12 protein-coding genes are annotated in these 15,243 nt (G+C 74.0%); 6 read left to right on the forward strand and 6 right to left on the reverse strand.

The genetic code is table 11. From position 1 onward, the window contains the following. Positions 1 to 688: 688 nt before the first annotated feature. From AB8Z75_RS21470 to AB8Z75_RS21480, 3 genes are read right to left on the reverse strand one after another with little or no spacing between them, the layout of a single operon-like run. Positions 689 to 1,633 (reverse strand): 3-oxoacyl-ACP reductase, encoded by a 945-nt coding sequence (locus AB8Z75_RS21470; protein WP_369204415.1) that lies wholly within the window; start codon positions 1,631 to 1,633, stop codon positions 689 to 691. A 32-nt stretch (positions 1,634 to 1,665) separates the two neighbouring features. Beyond that, positions 1,666 to 2,748, reverse strand: a complete 1,083-nt coding sequence (locus tag AB8Z75_RS21475; RefSeq protein ID WP_369204417.1) for a Zn-dependent alcohol dehydrogenase — start codon at positions 2,746 to 2,748, stop codon at positions 1,666 to 1,668. 33 nt (positions 2,749 to 2,781) lie between these two features. After that, entirely contained in the window at positions 2,782 to 3,639 is an 858-nt protein-coding gene (locus tag AB8Z75_RS21480) for a MaoC/PaaZ C-terminal domain-containing protein (RefSeq protein ID WP_369204419.1), read from the reverse strand. 408 nt (positions 3,640 to 4,047) lie between these two features. Here AB8Z75_RS21480 and AB8Z75_RS21485 point away from each other — a divergent pair, with 408 nt between their 5' ends. Next, on the forward strand, positions 4,048 to 5,340 hold the full coding sequence (locus tag AB8Z75_RS21485; protein ID WP_369204435.1) for a sensor histidine kinase: 1,293 nt from the start codon (positions 4,048 to 4,050) through the stop codon (positions 5,338 to 5,340). Then, a complete protein-coding gene (locus tag AB8Z75_RS21490) occupies positions 5,337 to 5,942 on the forward strand; it encodes a response regulator (RefSeq protein WP_369204421.1) in 606 nt (201 codons plus the stop codon). The genes AB8Z75_RS21485 and AB8Z75_RS21490 overlap by 4 nt, the downstream gene beginning before the upstream one ends. A gap of 104 nt (positions 5,943 to 6,046) precedes the next feature. Here the strand turns inward: AB8Z75_RS21490 and AB8Z75_RS21495 are convergent, their stop codons facing one another. The 3 genes from AB8Z75_RS21495 to AB8Z75_RS21505 form a co-directional block, all read right to left on the reverse strand. Then, on the reverse strand, positions 6,047 to 7,480 hold the full coding sequence (locus tag AB8Z75_RS21495) for an MFS transporter (RefSeq protein ID WP_369204423.1): 1,434 nt from the start codon (positions 7,478 to 7,480) through the stop codon (positions 6,047 to 6,049). Positions 7,481 to 7,563: 83 nt separating this feature from the next. After that, complete coding sequence (locus tag AB8Z75_RS21500; RefSeq protein ID WP_369204425.1) at positions 7,564 to 8,757, reverse strand: lipid-transfer protein; 1,194 nt, start codon at positions 8,755 to 8,757, stop codon at positions 7,564 to 7,566. 51 nt (positions 8,758 to 8,808) lie between these two features. Then, entirely contained in the window at positions 8,809 to 11,130 is a 2,322-nt protein-coding gene (locus tag AB8Z75_RS21505; protein ID WP_369204427.1) for an acyl-CoA dehydrogenase, read from the reverse strand. 260 nt (positions 11,131 to 11,390) lie between these two features. Between AB8Z75_RS21505 and AB8Z75_RS21510 the strand changes: the two genes are divergently transcribed. The 4 genes from AB8Z75_RS21510 (at position 11,391) to AB8Z75_RS21525 (ending at position 15,181) form a co-directional block, all read left to right on the forward strand. Next, positions 11,391 to 12,053, forward strand: coding sequence for a class I SAM-dependent methyltransferase (locus tag AB8Z75_RS21510; protein WP_369204429.1), 663 nt, complete (start codon positions 11,391 to 11,393; stop codon positions 12,051 to 12,053). 148 nt (positions 12,054 to 12,201) lie between these two features. Next, positions 12,202 to 13,074: an N-acetylmuramoyl-L-alanine amidase gene (locus AB8Z75_RS21515; RefSeq protein ID WP_369204437.1), complete on the forward strand. Its 873-nt coding sequence runs from the start codon at positions 12,202 to 12,204 to the stop codon at positions 13,072 to 13,074. 104 nt (positions 13,075 to 13,178) lie between these two features. Then, the gene (locus AB8Z75_RS21520; protein WP_369204431.1) at positions 13,179 to 14,045 is read left to right on the forward strand and encodes a DUF5336 domain-containing protein; all 867 of its coding nucleotides are present in this window, start codon (positions 13,179 to 13,181) and stop codon (positions 14,043 to 14,045) included. A gap of 125 nt (positions 14,046 to 14,170) precedes the next feature. After that, positions 14,171 to 15,181 (forward strand): LLM class F420-dependent oxidoreductase, encoded by a 1,011-nt coding sequence (locus tag AB8Z75_RS21525; protein WP_369204433.1) that lies wholly within the window; start codon positions 14,171 to 14,173, stop codon positions 15,179 to 15,181. Positions 15,182 to 15,243 lie beyond the last annotated feature (62 nt).

Here is a 15,243-nt window from a genome sequence, read left to right on the forward strand (position 1 = left end):
ACCGTCTCSCGCCCCGGGTTCGCCCTCGCCGCCGTCGTCCGCGTCCCCGCCGAAGTCCCCGCCTCCGGCGGCGGAACCGGCGCGTGAGGCGCCGTCCCCTGAGCCGGCCGAGCCACCGCGGCAGGCCGGGCCGCGGGCCTTCGGGCCGGGCGGTGGGTTCCCGGGAGGTGACGTCACGGGTCTACAACATCACGGTCACGGAGGGCCGCCCTCCGGACTGCTGGGTTCCCTGGTCCGCCGCGCCGTTTCCGCAGGCGGCACGGGGTCGTTCGGGGCCGTGGGGGCAACGGCGCGGAAACCGGTGCCGCTCCAGCAGGCTCCGCTGCCCAGCGGCACGGCGTGACCAGCGGCTGAAACGGCCTGAAGTCGTCTGCTCGTGGTCGTTAAACTCCGCCGGGTACGACGGCAGCAAGCGATTGACGGAGTGACATCACGATGTCCGACACCCAGACCGAGACGCCGAGCGACACGCAGACGGCCGGCGAGGGGACTCACCGGGGGAAGCACAGGGGGGAAGCCGCCGCACGAGAGGAACAGACCGTACCCGCGCAGGGACGCCACCGCCGTCCCGAAACCGCGTAGTGACCTGTGCCGCGCGGCGATGTCCGCCGCACGGCACGGCGAAGCCCCGGCCGCCCGCCCGACCCACGGCGTCCGGGGCTTCGCCGTACCCCGCCCTCCCGGGTGTTCAGTCCTTCGTGAGGCCGAGCACCTCGCCCGCCGCGAAGGTCTCCTGCGGGGAGCGCGCGCCGAAGAAGGGGGTCAGCTTCCGGTCCAGTTCCTCCACGGTGAAGACCTCCTTGTCCGTGTCGAACTTCGCCGCCACCTTCGGCCTCTCCAGCAGCGCCACCATGCCGCCGTGCACCACCAGGAGCTGGCCGCTGACGCGGGAGGCCGCCGGGGAGGCCAGGTAGCCCACCAGCGGGGAGACGTGTTCGGGCGCCAGCGGGTCGAGCCCCTCGGCGGGCACCTCGAAGCCGGCGAAGACGTCCTCGGTCATCCGGGTGCGTGCCCGGGGGCAGATGGCGTTCGCCGTCACCCCGTACTTGGCCAGCGCGCCCGCCGTCGAGGTGGTGAGGCCGACGATGCCGCCCTTGGCCGCCGCGTAGTTGGGCTGGCCCGCCGAGCCCGCGACGAACGCCTCGGAGGAGGTGTTGACGATCCGCCCGTAGACCGGGCCGCCGGCGGCCTTGGACCTCTCGCGCCAGTGCGCCGCGGCGAAGCGCGTGGTGTTGAAGTGCCCCTTGAGGTGGACGCGGACGACCGAGTCCCACTCGTCCTCACTCATCGAGAAGACCATCCGGTCCCGCAGGATGCCGGCGTTGTTGACCAGGATCTCCAGCGATCCGTAGGTGTCGACGGCCAGCCGCACCAGTTCCTCGGCCTGACGGAAGTCGGCCACGTCGCCCCGGTGGGCGACGGCCTCGCCGCCCGCCGCGCGGATCTCGCCGGCAACCCGCTCCGCGGGCCCGGCCGAGGCCTCGCCGCTCCCGTCCCTGCCGGGCCGCCCGAAGTCGTTGACGACGACCCGGGCCCCGAGGCGGGCCAGCTGAAGCGCCTCGGCGCGGCCCAGGCCGCGCCCCGCACCGGTGACGATCGCGGTCTTGCCCTGCAAACAACCCGCCACTGACATACCCGTCCTCTCCACGTCGCTCGCGGTGGCCGTCAGAGCGAGATGCTGGTGCGCAGTGCCTCACCGGTGCGCATCTGTCCGATGGCCTCGTTGATCTCGCCGAGGCTCACCCGGTGGGTGATCAGCCCCTCCAGGTCGATGCGGCCCGCTCGCCACAGCGCCACCGCACGGTCGTAGGAGCGCAGCACGTCGCCACCGCCGTAGAGGGAGGGCAGGATGCGCTTCTCGTCGAAGAACAGCTCGAACATGTTGAACTGGAGCTGGTCGTCCATGGCGCCCGCGCCGACCACGCACAGGGTGCCGCCGCGCCGGGTGGTCTCGTAGGCGGTACGGGCCGTCGCCGACCTGCCGACCACCTCGAAGACGTAGTCGAAGCCCTCGTCGCCCGTCAGGCGCTGCTTCGCCTCGGCCAGCTCGTCCGGGGCGACGGCCTCGGTGGCGCCGAACCGCAGCGCCGCCTCGCGGCGGGAGGCGACGGGATCGACGGCGACGATCTGCGCGGCGCCGCACGCCCGCGCCCCCTGGATCGCGCTGATGCCGACACCGCCGCAGCCGATGACGGCCACCGACGAACCCGCCTCGACGCGCGCGGTGTTGAACGCGGCACCCAGCCCCGTGGTGACACCGCAGCCGATCAGAGCGGCGATCTCGAAGGGCACGTCGTCGGGGATCGGCACCGCGCACGGCGCGTCGAAGACGGCCTCCTCGGCGAAGGTGCCGGTGCCGGCGAAACCGAAGACGTCGGCGCCGCTCGCGGTGCGGCGGAAGTTGGCGGTACCCGCGTTCAGGAAACCGGTCAGGCACAGGTGCCGCTGACCGCGCCGGCACGAGGGGCAGGTGTGGCAGGCGGGCAGCCAGCACACCAGGACCCGGTCGCCTGGCCGCACATGGGTGACGCCCTCCCCCACCTCCAGCACCTCGCCGGCGCCCTCGTGCCCCGGCACGAACGGGGCGGGCTGCGGGAGGGTGCCGTTCATCGCGGACAGGTCGGAGTGGCACAGCCCGGTGGCCCGGATGCGGACGCGTACCTTGCCGGGTCCGAACCCGGCCGGCTCGATGTCGTCGACGACCTCCAGCTTGTCCTGACCGGTCTCGTGCAGTACGGCTGCGCGCATCTCGGACTCCTTCTCAGGGGTAGGGGCACCGGCTCAGGTGTGGGTGACCACGGCGTCCCCCAGCACGGCCGCGTCGTCCCGCTCGGCCGCCGTGGCCGTCAACTGGAGGCGCGACGCGTCCAGGCGCCACACGCGCACCCGCAGGGTCTCCCCCGGGTAGACGACCCCGGCGAACCTGACCGCGTAGGAGGAGACCCGGGTGACGTCCCCGCCGAGCACCTCGTCGACCACGGCCTTCAACGCCATCCCGTACGAGCACAGCCCGTGCAGGATGGGCCGCTCGAACCCGGCCAGCCGGGCGAAGTCGGGGTCGGCGTGCAGCGGGTTCCAGTCCCCGGAGAGGCGGTAGAGCAGCGCCTGCTCCTCGCGGATGGGGCGGTCGGTGAGGTGGTCGGGGTCCCGCTCGGGAAGCTCCATGCGGGCCGAGGGGCCGCGCTTGCCGCCGAAGCCGCCCTCGCCGCGGACGAACAGCTGGGCCTCACTGGTCCACAGCGGTCCTTCCTCGTCGGTGACGTCGGTGCGCAGGACGAGGACGGCGGCCTTGCCCTTGTCGTAGAGGTCGGCGACCCGCGAGGTGGAGGTGGCGCGCCCGCCCACGGGGATCGGGCGGTGGGTGACGACGGACTGGGTGCCGTGCAGCACCGCCGCCAGGTCGACCTCGATGCCGGGTGCGGACAGGCCGCCGACGACGCCCATGCCGGCGCCCGCGACGGTGGCGAACGAGGGCAGGACGTGCAGCTTGCTCTCCAGCGTGTAGCGCAGCTCGGCCGGTTCCGTGGCGGGCACGCCGGCGCCGAGGCCGAGGTGGTAGAGCTGGACGTCCTTGTGGTCCCAGGAGATCTCGGTGCTGCGGGGTTCGGCCGCGAGGGCCTGGGTTGCGTCGATGGGCATGGGGTGGCGGGCTCCTTGCGTGCTTCGGGCTGCTCTCGGCGAGGTCCTGGCCCGGTCGTCCGCACCGCCGGCCGGGCCAGGCCGCTTCGGGACCGGCCGGAACGAGAACACGTTCTAACCAATCCGGGGCTACCTGTATAACGCAGGGTCCCGCACATGGGAAGACCTGATGCCCCGTCAGCCGCGGCGGGCTCCCGGTCCGGCCGTGACATTCGTCCTGGTCGGCCGCCCACATCCGGACCTGCACCGCCCCCCGCCCGGCGCCGTACCGTCGTCGCCATGACGACAGCCGCAGGCACACCGGCAGCGCGGCCCGGAGCACCGGCCGCTCCCGCACCCGAGCGGCACCGGGAGCGGGCAGCGCAGGGCAAGGGACCCGGCAAGTACACCTTCTTGCCCTGGCTCCTGATGGGCCTGGGCGCCTTCTCCCACGTGATCCAGGGAGAGGCGGGCAACCCCTGGCTCGGCGGGGCCGCGCTGCTGGCCTTCAACAGCCTCTACATCCTCGTCGTCTTCACCGCCTTCGACCCCCGCCGCCGCGACGGGCACCTCCCGCTGTACGGGCTCGCCGGACTCACGGTGGTCACCTTCGCCGTGGCCGTCGGCTACGGCGGGGCATGGACGATGTTCTTCCCCCTGCTCTCCCTCGCCTCCGGCGCCGTGCGGCAGATGCGCGGCAAACCCCTGGGCGTGTGGCTGATCGCGCTGAGCGGCACCGCCGGGTTCGTCACCGGCTGGGACCACGGCCACGGCGAGATCCACAGCGCCATGGGCATCGGCTACGGCACGTTCGTCTCCGGCATGGTGACCGCCGCGGTGCTGGGGCTCTTCGACACCGTGCGGCAACTGGAGGCCACCCGGCAGGAACTGGCGCGGACCGCCGTGGAGCGCGAGCGGCTGCGCTTCTCCCGCGACCTGCACGACCTGCTCGGCCACACCCTCTCGGTGGTCGTCGTCAAGGCGGAGGCCGTCCGCCGCCTGGGCGCCCGCGACCTGGACGCCGCGCTCGCCCAGGCCGCCGACATCGAGGCCGTCGGCAGGCAGGCCCTCACCGAGATCCGCGAGGCGGTCAGCGGCTACCGCGAGGGCAGCCTGGCCACCGAACTGGAGCGGGCCCGCTCCGTGCTGGAAGCAGCCGCCATCGACCACCAGGTGCGCTGGTCGGGCCCGCCCCTGCCTCCGCAGACCGAGGCGCTGCTGGGCTGGGTGGTCCGCGAGTGCGTCACCAACACGGTGCGGCACAGCGGAGCCGGCCGCTGCGAGATCGAGGTGCGGACGGTGGCGGACCTGGTACGCGTGACGGTCACCGACGACGGACGCGGCCCCGCACCGGGCGCGTGCGGGCCCGGAGCGAAGGGCTGCGGGCCCGGCGGCGAGGACTGCGAGCCCGGCGGCGAGGATTGCGAGCCCGGCGGCGAGGATTGCGAATCCTTCGGCGAGGGAAGCGCGGAGGGCTGCGGGTCCGGTGCGTCGGCCTCTCGCGTACGCTCCGGTGACGCGCGGTGGGCCGCCCCCCGCCTGCGGACCGCCGCGGGCCCGCGGGCCGGTACCGGACTGAAGGGGCTGGCCGAGCGGCTGGCAGCGGCGGGCGGCACCCTCGACGGCCGGCCCGACGGGCGGCGCGGCTTCCGGGTGGTGGCCGAACTGCCCGTGGACACCGAGACGGCCGAGACCACGGCCGAGGAGAGGACGGCACGGTGACCAGGGTCCTGCTGGCGGAGGACCAGGGCATGATGCGCGGCGCGCTCGCCCTGCTGCTCGACCTGGAGGAGGACATGGAGGTCGTCGCCCAGGTCGCCTCCGGCGACGAGATCGTCTCCACCGCGCTGGAGGCGGAACCCGACGTCGCGCTGCTCGACATCGAACTGCCGGGCCGCAGCGGGCTGGACGCGGCTGCCGAACTGCACGAGAGGCTGCCCTCCTGCACGGTGCTCATCCTGACCACGTTCGGGCGGCCCGGCTATCTGCGCCGTGCCATGGAGGCGGGGGCGGGCGGCTTCCTCGTCAAGGACGGCCCCGTCGAGGAGCTGGCCGGAGCGATCCGCAGAGCCCTGGCCGGCGAACGCGTGATCGACCCGACGCTGGCTGCCGCCGCGCTCAGCGCCGGGCCCAACCCGCTGACCCGGCGCGAGTGCGAGGTGCTGTCCGCCGCGGCCGACGGGTCGACCGTCGCCGACATCGCCGCACGGCTCCACCTGTCGGGGGCGACCGTACGCAACTACCTGTCCGCCGCCATCGGCAAGACCTCCACCCGCAACCGCATGGAGGCCGTCCGCGCGGCCCGCCAGAACGGCTGGCTGTGAAGCGGGCCGCAGAACGGCCGGCTCTGGGGCGACCCGCCGCAACGGCCGGCCGTGAGGCGGCCCCGCCGCGCCGAGCGGTGGCGAGCAGGTGCGTGCGCGGCGCCTCAGGGGAGTTCGGGCGCCGGGTCGGGCTCCCGCTCCGGCACGGCGGTGGCCCTCTTCACCGCCCTGGGCAGGGCCGCCAGCATGAACAGCGTGCACGCGGCCAGCAGAACGGCCCCGACGGAGAAGGCCATGCCGTAACCGGCGGCGAGGGACGCGGCGTCGTGCCGTGAGTCGGTGCGGGCCGCGGCGACCGTGGACAGCACGGCCAGTCCCAGCGCCCCGCCCATCGTGCGGCCCGTGCCGAACAGCCCGGACAACAGGCCCGCCTCGCCCGGCTCGTCGGTCGCCGTGGCGATTGTCGCCAGCGGCGTCGCGGCCAGCCCCGCGCCGAGCGCCATCACCACGCCGGGCCCCAGGATCGTCGTCACGTAACCGCCCTGCGCGTCCATGGTGCCCTGCCACAGGTAGCCGAGAGCGGCCATCGCCGAGCCGGCCACCGCCAGATACCGCTCGCCCACCCGCGCCATCAGCAGCGGCGCCATCTGGGAGCCCAGCACGATCGTCAACGAGTGCGGGATCAGCGCGAAGCCCGCCTGGAGCGGCGTGTAGCCGAGCACGTTCTGGGTGTACAGCGACAGGAAGTACCACATGGCGAACATGGCCAGGCCGTTGATGAAGATGGCCGCGTTCGCGGCGGAGACGGCCCGGTTGCGGAAGAGCCGCAGCGGCACCAGCGGCTCGGGCGACCGCGCCTCCACCAGGACGAACAGCCCCAGCAGCACCAGCCCCGCCACCAGCGGCCCCAGCGCACTCGGCGCCGCCCAGCCGGCGCTGTCGGTCCGCACGATGCCGTACGCCACCGCGCCCAGGCCCAGCGTGACCAGCAGCGCGCCGGGCATGTCGAGGCGGCGCACGGAGTCCTCACGGCTCTCCGTGAGCCAGACCGCTGCCGCCGCGACGACCAGCGCGCCGATGGGCACGTTGATCAGCAGCACCCAGCGCCAGGACAGCGCGTCGGTGAGCACGCCGCCCACGAGCCCGCCCGCGGCGCCGCCGCCCGCGCCCACCGCCGACCACGTGGCGATCGCCTTCGTCCTGGCCGGGCCCTCGGGAACGGACGTCGTCAGCAGCGTCAGCGTGGCGGGGGCCAGGATCGCGGCTCCCATGCCCTGGATGCCGCGGGCCGCCAGCAGGTGCCACGGCTCCTGCGCGAGGCCGCCGGCCAGGCTCGCCGCCGTGAAGAGGGCCAGCCCCGTCAGGAAGACCTTCTTGCGCCCGAACAGGTCGGCGGCCCGGCCGCCGAGCAGCATCAGCCCGGAGAAGGTGAGGGTGTAGGCGTTCACGACCCACTGGAGGCCCGTCTCGGACAGCGCGAGGGTCTCGCGCATCGAGGGCAGGGCGACGTTGACGACGGACACGTCCAGCACGACGAGGAACTGGCCTGCGCAGGCGGCCAGGACGACCGCCCAGAGGCGGGGCGCGGTGAGGGGCATGCGCGCAAGTGTGTCATTTTCTCCGGCCCCTCCCCCGCTGTTTTCCGCCCCGGCGAAGGTGCCGACAGGCGGAGGCCGGGGGGTCAACGCCGCAGCAGCGTCACCACCGCGGCTCCGCCCAGGCCGATGTTGTGGGCCAGGCCCACGCGCGCGCCCGCCACCTGGCGGGGCCCCGCGGTGCCGCGCAACTGCCAGACGAGCTCGGCGCACTGGGCGAGGCCCGTCGCACCGAGCGGGTGCCCCTTGGAGATGAGCCCGCCGGAGGGGTTGGCCACCCACCGGCCCCCGTAGGTCGTCGCCCCCGATGCCACCAGCTCCCCCGAGTCGCCGTCCGCGCACATGCCCAGCGCCTCGTAGGTGAGCAGTTCGTTCACCGAGAAGCAGTCGTGCAGCTCGATCACGTCGACGTCCTCGATGCCGAGCCCGCTGACCTCGTACGCCTGGCGCGCGGCGGCCCGCGACATGGGTCGGCCGACGACGTCGATGCACGAGCCGGTGGCGAAGGAGGCCTCCGTGTCGGTCGTCATGGCCTGCCCGGCGATCTCCACGGCGCGGTCCGACAGGCCCCTTACGCGCACGAAGCGTTCGGAGGCGACGAGGGCGGCGGCCGAGCCGTCGGAGGTGGGTGAGCACTGGAGCCGGGTCAGCGGATCGTGGATGACCTTGGCGCCGAGGATCTCGTCCCGCTCGTAGACGTCGCGGAACTGTGCGCGCGGGTTGCCCGCCGAGTGGCGGTGGTTCTTCTCGCCCACGGCGGCGAGCTGCTCACGTGTGGTGCCGTACCGCTCCATGTGCTCGCGGGCCGCGTTACCGAAGATCTGCGCGGTGGGCGGGGTCCTCGCGAGCCCATGCCCGGCCGCCATGACGCCGTAGTGGCGGGCGACGGGCGAGGTGGCGAAGTCGCCTCCGTCGGCGCCCGCGCCCAGAGCGCCCTTCCTCATCTTCTCGAAGCCGAGCGCGAGGACGCAGTCGTTGAGCCCGGAGGCCACGAACTGGCGGGCCAGCATCAGCGCGGTGGAGCCTGTGGCGCAGTTGTTGTTGACGTTGTAGACGGGGATGCCGGTGAGGCCGAGTTCGTAGACGGCGCGCTGCGCCGCGGTCGAGGGCTGGTGGCAGTGGCCGACGGCGGCCTGTTCGACGGCGTCGTAGGGGACGCCCGCGTCGCTCAGCGCCGCTTCGCCCGCCTCCTTGGCCATGTCCCAGTACTGCCACTCGCGGGTCTCTGGCTTGACGAACGGGGTCATCCCGACCCCGATGACGAACGCCTTGCCGGTCATGGCCGCTCCTTGCGTCTCGGGGAAGCGTTCGGACGAGCTCGTCGCGCGAGCTCAGATCACAGGGCGCGGCTCCGGATCGCGGTCCAGGCCGAGCAGGCGTTCGGCCACCACGTTGAGCTGCACCTGGGTGGTGCCGCCCGCGATGGTCAGGCAGCGCGACATCAGGAACTCGTGCACGGCCCGCGCGCCCGCGCCCTCGCGCACCGCGCCGCCCGCACCGAGCAGTTCGAGGGCCAGCTCCGCGATCCGCTGCTGGTGCGGGGTCTGGATGAGCTTGCGCACGCTGGCGCCCGCGCCCGGGTCCAGGCCCTCGACCCGCTGGAGTGTGGTGCGCAGCCCGATGCAGGCCAGCGCGTGCGCCTCGGCCGCCAGCGCGCCGATCCGCTCCCGCACGGTGTCGTCGACGCCCTCCTGCGCACCGCTGCTCGGGTCCAGCCGGGCGAGGAGGGCTTCGAGGCCCGTACCGAAGGTGATCTGGTCGGCCATGTGGACGCGTTCGTTGCCCAGGGTGTGCCGGGCCACCCGCCAGCCGTCGTTCACCTTCCCGACCACCGCGTCGGCGGGCAGTACCGCGTCGTCGAACCACACCTCGTTGAACAGCGCGTCGCCCGTGATCTCCCTCAGCGGGCGCACGTCGACGCCTGGGGTGTTGGCCATGTCGACGAGGAAGAAGGTCAGGCCCTCGTGCTTGGGCGCCGCCGGGTCCGTGCGCGCCAGCAGAATGCCCCACTGCGCCCACTGGGCCGCCGACGTCCACACCTTCTGGCCGTTGATCCGCCAGCCGCCGTCCCCGGTCCGCTCCGCGCGGGTGCGCAGCGAGGCCAGGTCGGAGCCCGCCTCCGGCTCGGAGAAGAGCTGGCACCACAGCACCTCGCCGCTCAGCGTCGGCAGCAGATGGCGCTCGCGCTGCGCCTCGGTGCCGTAGGTGAGCAGAGAGGGTACGACCCAGGTGGCGATGCCGAGGTCGGCGACCTTCACGCCGTGCTCGTCCAGCTCGCGCTGCACCGCCAACTGCTGTACAGGACCAGCCCCGAGGCCGTACGGCTTCGGCAGGTGCGGGGCCGCGTAGCCGGTCGGCGCCAGCGCGCGCCGGACCGCCGCGGGGTCCTGCCCCCGCAGCGGCGCGATCACCTCGCGCGCCTGCGCGCGGTAGCCCTCCGCCTCGGACGGCAGCCGCATGCGCAGCCTGCGGCGGGCGCCCCCGCCCGCGAGCCGGGCCGCGCGGAGCCTGTGCGCCGCGCCGGTGCCCAGCAACTGCCGGGCCACCACGGCGCGGCGCAGGTACAGGTGTGCGTCGTGCTCCCAGGTGAAGCCGACGCCTCCGAGGATCTGCACACAGTCCTTGGCGCAGGTGTGGGCCGCCTCCAGCGCGGCCGAGGCGGCGAGCGCCGCCGTCAGCGCGCGAACCGCCTCACCACTCTCGTCACCGCGCCGGCCGCCGGCCGGCTCCGCCGTGGCCGCCGCCCCCTCGTCCGGCGTGCGGGAGGCACGGGCCGCGTCCCAGGTGAGGGCGCGGGCCTGTTCGAGGCGGACGAGCATGTCGGCGCACAGGTGCTTGACGGCCTGGAACTGGCCGATGGGCCGCCCGAACTGCTCGCGGGTCCTGGCGTGCTCGGTCGCGGTCGCCAGCGCCCAGGCGGCGAGACCGCACGCCTCGGCGGAGAAGAGGACGGCGGCGACGTCGCGTACGCGTGCCTCGGAGAGGGGGAGCGCGCGCACCGCGGGCACCTCCAGGCCGCGGGCGGTGACCTGGGCGGTGGGGCGGAGGGGGTCGGCGCTCTCGTGCGGGCGGATGTCGAGCGCTTCGGCGTCGACCGTGAGCCACACGACCCCGGACGGGGCCCTCGCGGCGAGGAGCAGCACGTCGGCCTGGGCTCCGCCGAGGACGGGTGGGGCGGTGCCGTCGAGAACGTAGCGGGGGCCGTGCCCTCCGCCGTCCCCGGGCGCCGCGGTGAGGGAGCCGGGGCCGAGGGCGAGCGCGGCGACGCGCTCGCCGGTGGCCAGCCCGCCGAGCAGCGCGGTGTCCACGCCACCGGCGGTGTGCAGGAGTTCGGCGGCGAGGACGTGCGGCAGGTACGGTCCCGGGAGCGCCGCCCTGCCGGTCTCCTCCACGACGACGGCCAGGTCGAGCAGCGAACCGCCCCCGCCGCCCGCGTCCTCGGGCAGGTGGATGCCGCACAGCCCCTGCCCGGCGAGCCCCTTCCACCAGGCCGGCCGCTCCCGGCCCGGTGGGGCCTCCAGTGCCGCCCGCCGCTCCTCGCCGGGGACGGCGCGCGTCAGCCAGCCCCGCACGGAGGCGGCCAAGTCCCGCTGGTCCTGGGTCGTTCCGATGCCACCTGTACTTCCGGTGCTTCCGGTGCTCCCGTCGGCCATGCGGGGCACAGTAGAACACGTTCCACCAAGAGGGAAGGCGCACGCCGGCGCCGGGGCGGGCGGCTCCGGGCGGACGGCTCCGGGGCGGGCGGCAGTCGCAGCAACGGGGCGGGGCCCGTCCGCCGAGTGGTCCGGCGGCACCTGGCTCCGCGTGGGGAACGCCGGTAGGGCAGCATGAACCGGTAGCGCACCGGCCCGGAACGCGGGCGAAGTGCGGGCGAAGCGCGGGCGCGCGCGCCGACGACAGGTAAGGAACACCGATGAACCAGCCCTCTCCCGCCCCCGGTGGCGGCGTCGCCGTTCCGCGGCCCCGTACGCTCGCCGCGTTCGAGGCGGCGAAGGGCTTCATGCCGCGGGACGAGGGACTGGCGCTGTACGCGGCAGCCGCCGAGGCGGGGACCCTGGGGCTGCCGCTGCTGGAGGTGGGCACCTACTGCGGGCGCTCCACGCTGCTGCTGGCGGACGCGGCGCGGGAGGCCGGGGTGACGGCGCTCACGCTCGACCACCACCGCGGGAGCGAGGAGCAGCAGCCCGGCTGGGAGTACCACGACCCCGAGGTCGTCGACCCGGTCGTGGGCGCGATGGACACCCTTCCCGCCTTCCGGCGCACGCTGCACGCGGCAGGCCTGGAGGAGCACGTGGTCGCGCTGGTCGGACGCTCCCCGCGGGTGGCCGCGCTGTGGGGGACGCCGCTGGGACTGGTCTTCATCGACGGCGGCCACACGGAGGAGCACGCGAGCGCCGACTACGAGGGCTGGACCCCGCACCTGGCACCCGGCGGACTGCTGGTGATCCACGACGTCTTCCCCGACCCGGCGGACGGCGGACAGGCTCCGCACCACATCCACGAGCGCGCCCTGGCCTCGGGCGACTATGTCCCGGGGCCCGCGACGGGTTCCCTGCGGGTCCTGCGGCGGCGCTGAACGCGGTACCCCCGCCTGCGCGGGCCCCACGCTCCCCACCGTGTGCCCGCGGCCACCGCGCCCGAGGCGGCGTGAGGGCGAGGGCCTACCATCTACGCCCGTGTCGAATGGAGGCTATGTGAAGCGACGGCGGCGGACGGGACAGCGGATGGCGGCGGCGGTGACCGCCGCGCTCGTGTGCCTGGGGGCCGCCGGATGCGGCGCGTTCGGCGGGGACGGTGACGAGGACGGCAAGCCGAGCGCGACGGCCGGGGACCGCTCCGCCTCGCCCTCCCCCAGCGCGGGGGGAGAGCGGGGCGACGACGCGCGGGGAGGGGAGAAGCCGGCGGACGAGCCGCTGCGCGGCAAGGTGATCGTCGTCGACCCCGGCCACAATCCGCACAACCGTGACCAGCCAGGCAACATTTCCCGGCGCGTCGATATCGGCACGGGGAAGAAGGAATGCGACACCACGGGCACCGCGACCAATTCCGGTTACGCGGAGGCCGACTTCACTCTCGATCTGGCGCACCGGGTCCGCACACAGCTTCGGGAGCGCGGGGCCACCGTCAGGTTCACCCACGACGGCGACGAGCCGTACGGCCCATGCGTGGATGAACGCGCGGAAAAGGGAAATCAGGCACAAGCGGACGCGGCCATTTCGCTCCATGCGGACGGCGCACCCGCCGGAAGCCGCGGTTTCCATGTGATTCTTCCCGCATCGGTCCACAAGGGGGCCGCGGACACGCGCGACATCGTCACGCCTTCTCGACGGTTCGGTACCGATCTGCGCGACGCTTTCCGGCAGGCCACCGGCGAACAGCCCGCCAACTATCTTGGTGACGGCAACGGCCTGGACACCAGGGGCGACTTGGGGGGCCTCAACCTGAGTAAGGTGCCCAAGGTCTTCCTGGAATGCGGCAACATGCGTGATCCGCGCGACGCGGCGAACCTCACGTCAGCGAAGTGGCGCGAAAAGGCGGCACGCGGGGTCACCGACGGGATCACCGCTTTCCTCGACGCCGGGGAGGGGAAACCGTGAAACCGGGAAGCGAACCCCGAGGGCCCGCCCGTAGTCTCATCCGTACGATGGGGTGCTCACCCCCGGCAGACTTCAACCATGACCAGACCGATTAAGGACCCCACGTGAACATCCGCTCGCTCACGCGAGGCGACGGTGCGGTGATAGGAGCAGCGGTGCTGCTGTTCATCGCTTCGTTCCTCGACTTCTTCTCCATCGAATGCTCCGGTTCGCTGTGCGACGAGGTACCGAACGCCTGGGACACGGAGAAGCTCCAGCTGATCCTGCCCTCGATCTTCCTGACCGGGATCCTCGGCGCCGCTGCGCTGGTCGGTGGCCGTTTCCTGCCGGAGGGCCGCAAGTTCGGCGCCCTCACCCTGCCGCAGTTCGGTGCGAGCCTGATCGTGGTCTCGCTGTGGTCCATGATCTGGGAGTTCATCGTCGCCCCTGACGGCGCCGACATGGGCGCCGGGGCCATCCTCGGGCTCATCGCGGTGCTGATCGGTGCTGCCGCGGCGCTCATCACCCCGGTCGTTCCGGCGCTGGCGGCTCCGCTGGTGCCCGCCGGCGGTGCCGGTGGTGCCGGCGCGGGTGCGGCGCCCTACGGCTACCCGCAGCAGGGCGGCGGTTACGGCTACCCGGGCGGCCCGCAGGCCGGCCAGCCGGGCCCGTACGGCGGCCAGCCGGGGCAGCCGCAGTACGGCCAGCCGGGCGCGGGGCAGCAGCCGGGCCAGCCGGGGCCCGCCCAGCCGCACGGGGGCGCGCAGGGCGCCGCGGGCGCCCCCCAGGACGCCGGATTCCAGCCGTTCTGGTTCGCCGTCCCCATGGCGCGTCCGCTCTTCCCCGAGGACGGCTCCCCGCAGCCGATCGCCGAACTGGCCCCCGGTACCTGGTACCTGGCGGTCGAGCAGCGCGGCCAGGCGCTCATCGCCCAGACGCAGGACGGCCGCCGCGGCATCCTGCAGGACACCTCGAACATCCAGCGCGGCTGAGCCTCCGGGCCGCCCGCACGGGTCCACGGCCCCTCGCCCTTCCGGGCGGGGGGCCGCTGTCGTACGCTGCCCCGGCGACCTGACGCCTTGTCAGTTGGCGGGTGGCCGGACGGAAGGGGGCGGCGATGCGGCTCGGACTGGCGCTCGGATACTGGGGCCGCGGCCCCGACCCCCGCCACCTCGAACTCGCCCGCGCAGCCGAGGACCTGGGCTACCACTCGGTGTGGACCGCCGAGTCGTGGGGCTCGGACGCGTTCACGGCCCTGACCTGGATCGCCGCCCACACCACCCGCATCCGCCTGGGAACGGCCGTCGCACAGATGGCGGCCCGCACCCCCACCGCCACCGCCATGCACGCCCTCACCCTCGACCACCTCAGCGGCGGGCGCATGCACCTCGGCCTCGGCCTGTCCGGCCCCCAGGTGGTCGAGGGCTGGTACGGCCGCCCCTTCCCCTCCTCCCCCCTGACCCTGACGCGCGAGTACGTGGACGTCGTACGCCAGGTACTGCGCCGCGAGGCCCCGGTGACGCTGGAGGGGCGCTACCACACGCACCCGTACACGGGCCCCGGCTCCACCGGCATGGGCAAACCCCTCAGGTCGATCACCCATCCGCTCCGCGGCGACCTGCCCGTCCTGCTCGGCGCGGAAGGCCCCAAGAACGTCGCACAGACCGCGCGCATCGCCGACGGCTGGCTGCCGCTGTACTGGTCGCCGACGCGTGCCGCGGTCTACGAGGCCGCGCTCGCGCAGGCGCCACCCGGGTTCCTCGTCGCGCCCCTGGCCCAGGCCAGGATCTGCGACGACGTCGCCGAGGGCCTGCTGCCCGTCAAGGCCATGCTCGGCTTCTACGTCGGCGGCATGGGGCACGCGCGCCGCAACTTCCACGCGGAGCTGATGGCGCGGATGGGGTACGCGCAAGAAGCCGAGCGCGTACAGGCGCTGTTCGCCGAGGGGCGGCGCGAGGAGGCGGTGCGCGCCGTGCCCGACGCCTTCGCCGACGAGATCTCGCTGGTGGGCCCGCGCGAAAGGGTCGCCGAGCGGCTGGAGTCGTGGCGCGCCGGGCCGGTGACCGACCTGCTGGTGCTGGCGCCCGACCCGCACACGCTGCGGGTGCTGGCGGAGCTGGCCGGGTAGCGCGGCCCGCCTCCCTGCTCGGGTAGCTCGGCCCCGCCCCCCCTGCTCGGGTAGCTGGGCCC

The organism is Streptomyces sp. PU-14G, assembly GCF_041028275.1.
Classification (GTDB): Bacteria; Actinomycetota; Actinomycetes; order Streptomycetales; family Streptomycetaceae; genus Streptomyces.

Excerpts from the sequence above, each read along its gene's own strand:
- AB8Z75_RS21480 (WP_369204419.1), bottom strand. The coding sequence starts at position 3,639 with ATGCCCATCGACGCAACCCAGGCCCTCGCGGCCGAACCCCGCAGCACC.
- AB8Z75_RS21470 (WP_369204415.1), bottom strand. The coding sequence starts at position 1,633 with ATGTCAGTGGCGGGTTGTTTGCAGGGCAAGACCGCGATCGTCACCGGT.
- AB8Z75_RS21475 (WP_369204417.1), bottom strand. The coding sequence starts at position 2,748 with ATGCGCGCAGCCGTACTGCACGAGACCGGTCAGGACAAGCTGGAGGTC.
- AB8Z75_RS21495 (WP_369204423.1), bottom strand. The coding sequence starts at position 7,480 with ATGCCCCTCACCGCGCCCCGCCTCTGGGCGGTCGTCCTGGCCGCCTGC.
- AB8Z75_RS21515 (WP_369204437.1), top strand. The coding sequence starts at position 12,202 with ATGGCGGCGGCGGTGACCGCCGCGCTCGTGTGCCTGGGGGCCGCCGGA.
- AB8Z75_RS21500 (WP_369204425.1), bottom strand. The coding sequence starts at position 8,757 with ATGACCGGCAAGGCGTTCGTCATCGGGGTCGGGATGACCCCGTTCGTC.
- AB8Z75_RS21525 (WP_369204433.1), top strand. The coding sequence starts at position 14,171 with ATGCGGCTCGGACTGGCGCTCGGATACTGGGGCCGCGGCCCCGACCCC.
- AB8Z75_RS21505 (WP_369204427.1), bottom strand. The coding sequence starts at position 11,130 with ATGGCCGACGGGAGCACCGGAAGCACCGGAAGTACAGGTGGCATCGGA.
- AB8Z75_RS21485 (WP_369204435.1), top strand. The coding sequence starts at position 4,048 with ATGGGCCTGGGCGCCTTCTCCCACGTGATCCAGGGAGAGGCGGGCAAC.
- AB8Z75_RS21510 (WP_369204429.1), top strand. The coding sequence starts at position 11,391 with ATGAACCAGCCCTCTCCCGCCCCCGGTGGCGGCGTCGCCGTTCCGCGG.